This window comes from Clostridioides sp. ZZV15-6598, from assembly GCF_020657705.1.
Classification (GTDB): Bacteria; Bacillota; Clostridia; order Peptostreptococcales; family Peptostreptococcaceae; genus Clostridioides; species Clostridioides difficile_F.
This window is the reverse complement of the sequence record NZ_JAGWCS010000186.1, coordinates 1-5,836: the sequence shown is the minus strand read 5'-3', so window position 1 is coordinate 5,836 and position 5,836 is coordinate 1. Positions and strand designations below refer to the sequence as shown.

Annotated in this window: 5 protein-coding genes; all 5 read right to left on the bottom strand. The window is 28.9% G+C overall.

All coding sequences use genetic code 11. The annotated features are described in order from the left end of the window. Positions 1 to 108 precede the first annotated feature (108 nt). Complete coding sequence (locus tag KGF50_RS19970; RefSeq protein ID WP_227849678.1) at positions 109 to 906, bottom strand: amidohydrolase family protein; 798 nt, start codon at positions 904 to 906, stop codon at positions 109 to 111. A gap of 111 nt (positions 907 to 1,017) precedes the next feature. Continuing rightward, on the bottom strand, positions 1,018 to 1,695 hold the full coding sequence (locus KGF50_RS19965) for a hypothetical protein (protein WP_227482053.1): 678 nt from the start codon (positions 1,693 to 1,695) through the stop codon (positions 1,018 to 1,020). Positions 1,696 to 1,708: 13 nt separating this feature from the next. Continuing rightward, positions 1,709 to 2,404: a DUF5058 family protein gene (locus tag KGF50_RS19960; protein ID WP_227849677.1), complete on the bottom strand. Its 696-nt coding sequence runs from the start codon at positions 2,402 to 2,404 to the stop codon at positions 1,709 to 1,711. A gap of 48 nt (positions 2,405 to 2,452) precedes the next feature. Then, positions 2,453 to 3,652 carry a membrane dipeptidase gene (locus KGF50_RS19955; RefSeq protein ID WP_227849676.1) on the bottom strand — a complete coding sequence of 400 codons (1,200 nt, stop codon included), beginning with the start codon at positions 3,650 to 3,652 and terminating at the stop codon, positions 2,453 to 2,455. 260 nt (positions 3,653 to 3,912) lie between these two features. Continuing rightward, positions 3,913 to 5,836 (bottom strand): sigma 54-interacting transcriptional regulator (locus tag KGF50_RS19950; RefSeq protein ID WP_227849675.1); only part of this gene is annotated, 1,924 nt, incomplete at its 5' end.

The following is a 5,836-nucleotide window of genomic DNA, read 5'->3' as shown; positions in this document are numbered from 1 at the left end:
AGTAGTATTGGATAGGTTCTATCCTATCTCTACATATAAGTTTCCCTATATGCTGACTATTTTAGCTACTAACTCATTACTAAAGTCACGAGTGTGTGTAGCTATTTTTTAATCAAATGCATCTATTTCAACTGGACTTAAATGAGATACTTGCACTCTAGCTCCACTTTTTTCGCCAACTTCTATAGTTTCTTTTACTGCATTATACCTTCCTATGTAATCCCTAATATGAGACGTATATATACCATCATGTTCTTTTATTAGTTTTGCAATCTCAATTAATTCATCAATATCAGCATACTTACTTGGTATGTATGCCAGTCCAGTAGATATTCCAAAGGCTCCACTTTTCATACCATCATTTACTATATCTGTAATTTCTCTTTTCTCATCTTCTGTGGGTGGTCTATCTTTAGACCCTCCCATAACACTCCATCTTATAGTACCATGACCTAAAAGAAATCCCATATTAATAGCTATTCCACTCTTAGATATAAGGTCACAATATTCTGTAAAACTATCCCAATGCTTATTTTTATCTATAAGATACTTTTTTTCATCTTCAAGTAATAGACCATTCTTATACATATACTCATATACATTTTCAGAAGAATACGGTGTTATAGAGTGACCACAGTTACCATTTATAGTTGTTGTAACCCCTTGTTTTAGAAATTTTTCAAATTTACCATCTAATATAGCTACTATTTCTTCATGGACATGAGGGTCAATAAATCCAGGTGTTATAACTTTTTTATGACAATCTATCATTTTATTTGTATCATCATTTATATCAGAATCTATTCTTACTATTAAATTATTTTTTATCGCTATATCTCCATAAAAACCATTTTCTCCAGTACCATCTACTATAAATCCATTTTTTAAAACTAAATCATATCTCAAATCATTCACCCCTTAAAATATAACTTTATTGCAGTAGCCTTTACTATAATTTTTTATACTTTAAACTTTTTACTGTTTTAATTTTACTAGCATCTAGGTTATCTTTTTTTACTAGTCTCTAAGTTTATCTTTATGCATAACTCTTGCAATCAATATAGTACCAAATACACATATAAGAACTACTAAAGACTGTGGGATTATACCTTGCTTTGATAATATAATAGTCAATACAGCTATTACAATTGCTACTAATCCTAGCTTTTTATCTTGTAAAAATACTTGTCCAAACACTGACCCAAACAAAGCTGGTAAGATTAAATTCAATTTTTCTACTACTTCAGGTGGTATTTTAGACAATACACTTCCTCCTAAAATTACTCCAAAAGTCAAAATACTTATATTTACTAAGATAGATACAGCTATTCCTATAGTAGATATTATTGAACCTTCTTCCGTTCCTGATTCAACTTCTGCTGCTTTTTGAGCTGCTATTGAACATGGTAGTCTCATGTTAGATATATTTCCAGAAAGAAAACTCATATAAGTTCCTGGTATCCCTAAAATTGGTGAATAAGAAACTGGCTCTATTATGTAGTTTGGTGCACTCATACTAACGATTGCCATTGTACTAGCTAATAATGCTGATATTGGAGGCATAAGACCAAATCCAAAACTTAAAATTATTCCAGGAACTAATGCTGCTATAATACCCAAAGATAATGTCAATCTACCATACCTTATCATAAAAGGTAAGTACTCTTCGTTGTATATAGATTTTACTTTACTCATAAAATTCCCCCCCTTATATTATTGAACCTATTATCATTCCACTAAACATTGATATCGTAAGTCCCCACTCTCTCAGCCATTTTATATTTTTCTTTTTTTCAATCATACATAGTATTACCATTATTATCATTCCACTTATACATGCAATTGTTCCATTGTCAAAACGCAACACTCTATCAGCATTTAAATATGCAAATGAACCCAACATTGCTCCTAGAGATATTATTGGTATAAATGATTTCTTGCCGCTAGAAATAACATTCGTTATTTTATCTAACTTATGCCCAAACAACAGTGTAAATATTATCCACCCTAAAGAACCTAATATCATAGTCCAAACTGCATTTGTAAATGCTACTTTTGTCATCTCAGGAGAACCCAAAGTTATCCCTAGTGCATCTGTCCCAAATCCAGCTGACATAGATTCAAAAATTACAGAACCTATAAATGATAATCTCATCCATGCTATAGGTCCACCCATAGTTACTATAAGTGAAACCATCCCAGCAAATATAGTCATTGATGGGCCTATAGCTGAAATAGCACTACTCTTAACGGCTGATTTTATTTGCTTATCAGTTATTCCCATCGTCTTTCCAACTTTGCAAGATTTTATAGCAAATACAAGAGATTGTACTACTACTATTGATACGGCTACTGTACTTGCTGTCCACAAGAGTGGATGATTGGCTAATTTTAAATAATCCATTGCAAAAACCTCCCTATAAATCCTCAATTTTATTAAAACATTTAATCCTTATTTCCAGACCTTATTCAATACTCTAAGTGTGTTTCCACCCAACACCTTTTCTATTTCCTCATCACTATATCCATGTTTTACTAAATATCTAACAATATTTTTTGAAGTTTCAGTTGGATTTTCAAGACCTTTCACATACTCTACCTTAGGATGTTCCTTTGTACCAGTTATCTTTTTTATATCAAATTTAGCAGCTAACACTGAATGTAATTTAACATGGTCACCGTACACTGTATCCGGTCCAAAAGCTACATGGTCTATTCCCACTAAATTTTTAATATACTCAAAATGTTCCATAAATGACTCTATTGAATGTTCTTTGTTTTTTTCAGTTATTGTAGTATGTGGTGCTGCTTCTACACCTATAACCCCACCCTTTTTCGCACATGCTATTAGTACTTCATCTGGAGTTAATCTCTTTGTATTCCATAGACTTCTTGCCCCAACATGACTCAATATTATTGGGTCTTTACTGTGTTCTATAACATCAAGTGTCGTTTGAACTCCAACATGAGAACAATCTATAGCCATTCCAATCTTATTCATTCTTTCAACAGCTTTTCTACCAAAGTTTGTAAGCCCACCATCTTTTTCTTCTTTCAATCCTGAACCCAATGCATTAGATTCGCTGTATGTTATCCCCATTAATCTTATGCCAAATCCATACAGAATATCTATTCTATCAAGTTCATTTTCTATTGGTGCAGCCCCTTCTAGTGTAGGTATCAAAGCTACTTTTCCTTCTTTTTTTGCTCTGTATATATCTTCTACTTTTTCACACTTTATAACAAAATCTTGATGAGCTAAGTCACATAATCTCATACCTAAATCAATTAATATATCATCCCATTTCCATCCTGAATTAGATGTTATTGTACATACACCATCCATTAAATTATCGAATATAGCATCATAATATCCTCTTGATAATGCCTCATAAGCACATCTTTGTTTACCTTCTCTATTGTATTCAAATATATCTCTTTCTAAATGCTCTGGAAATAAAACAGGATGTTCATGTAAAGATATAAATATTTTTTCATCTACTATACTTTTAACCTTTTCTTCTTGAACATCATCTAACTCAATAAGATACTCATCAACTCTCTTATCTCCATTACACATTTCAATAGATGAAATATCTTTTCCCTTTTCCAAATAACTATAGGCTTCATATCCTTTATAAGCTGATTTCATAATAATTTCCTCCAAGTTCTACAATTTTTTTATATTTACACTATAGAGCAATTAACATGCCAAAATATAAACTTTAATTGTAGACTCAATTATTATAAAAATAAAAACAGTAATAAATTGACGATTTACTACTGTTTATTGGAAATATTCTTTATTATTTTTAATTTAATATTTTTTAAATTATATTAATATTCAAAATTATCTTTATTCATTCAAAACTATTATAGGGGTTTTTTAAGGTATTTTTTGCTTTTAATACCCTATATTTTCCCCTTTATTTTTACATACGATATAAAATTTTTCCCTTCATTGGTTATAAAGCTACCCTGTTTTTTTATACCAGATAATAATAATCCGTGATTCTTTAATTTATCTATTCTTTGTCTTATTTGGTCCACACTCAAGATAATATCCTTTTCTTTTAAGATTTCTTGTAATTTATTTCTTCCTAATGATATATTTTTATTATTCCAAATTTCTATATTCTTCAATATACAAATGCTTTCATTTAGAGAATTTGATTGTTTAAAGTCTAAAATAATTGAATCAAATTTTTCATTGACTAAAATATTATTTTCTTCAAATTTAAATTGTTCTGGCAACTGTTCATAATCCACAATATCTTCTTCTACTATAGTATCAATATAATATATTAAATTTTTAAGCTCTCTTACATTCCCTGGCCACTTATATAATTTTAGTACCTCTATTGATTTTTCTGTAAAACATTTATTACTATTTATTTCATTTAAAAAATACTCACTTATAAGAGGTATATCTTCTTTTCGCTCCCTAAGCTTAGGTATTTCTATATGTAGTACATTAATCCTATAATATAAATCTTCTCTAAAAGAACCTTCTTTAATTTTCTGTTTTAAATTTTTATTTGTTGCAGCTATAATTCTAACATCTATTGGTATGATTTTACTTCCACCCATTCTCATAACTTCTTTTTCTTGTAAAACTCTTAAAAGCCTTTGCTGTACATCTAAGGATATGTCACCTATTTCATCTAAAAAAATTGTCCCTGTATGAGCTCTTTCAAATATACCCATTTTTCCACCTTTTATTGCTCCTGTAAAGCTTCCTTCTTCATAGCCAAAAAGTTCACTTTCAATAAGAGTATCTGACAAAGAAGATAGGTTAACTGCAATAAATGGTTTATTCTTTCTCAGAGATTCATTGTGTATTGCTTGAGCAAATATCTCTTTTCCAGTTCCATTTTCCCCAAGTATTAAAACTGAAAAATCTGTAGCTGCTATTTTCCTTGCAATATTAATCTTTTCTTTTATTATCTTACTTTCACCCACAACATTCTCAAATGTGTACTTTGATACAAACCCTTTTGTCTGAAATTTATTATAGATTTTGTCTTCAAGCATCTGCATACCACTTATATCTTTAATGCTTATAATACTCTTTACACGTTCATGATTTTCATATACATTTACCTTATTAATTATAAGTTTCTTATTATTTAGATTTACTACTTCATCATTAACTTCATCCTCTTGAAAAAACATTTTTTTAACAACCTTGTCACTAAATAAATCCATAAAGTTATTAGATATAATTTTATTTTGGTCTATTCCAACTAGATTTGAGAATATTTTATTACAATATATAAATTTGCCTAATTTATCAATAGAGGCTATTCCTTCATCAATAATCTCTAGGAAACTCTTCATAGTTTTATTCATAGTTGTATAATACCTATATCCACTTACAGTATCTTCATTATATTTTTCTTTGATAATATGTAATTTATCTATTGATATATTAAGTTTTGTAAAAATTTCTATGACTGTATTTATATCGATTATTTTATCACCTATATCAATTATTTGCTTTACATTTTGTGGCACATTATTTCTACTACCTGTAATAATTCCAACCTCGCAATTTATCTTATCACACCCTGGATAATATGGTATAAGATTAATATGAATTAAACCTAACTTTTTAATTATCTTAGCTGTTTCATCTGCTGACTCCTTATAATCATCTATAACCATAACTTCAGAATCATTTTCTATGCTAATTATCTGATTTATATTTTCAATATTTATTGTACGATGTATTATCACAATAGGTATATTTTTATCAATATTATTGTGTATATATTCTTTTATATCATTATCTGAACATACTATTAATTCATAATTTAATAGCTCTATATTTATT

Bases quoted from the DNA above. Each gene is read 5' to 3' on its own strand.
- KGF50_RS19955 (WP_227849676.1), bottom strand. From the start codon at position 3,652: ATGAAATCAGCTTATAAAGGATATGAAGCCTATAGTTATTTGGAAAAG.
- KGF50_RS19965 (WP_227482053.1), bottom strand. From the start codon at position 1,695: ATGAGTAAAGTAAAATCTATATACAACGAAGAGTACTTACCTTTTATG.
- KGF50_RS19960 (WP_227849677.1), bottom strand. From the start codon at position 2,404: ATGGATTATTTAAAATTAGCCAATCATCCACTCTTGTGGACAGCAAGT.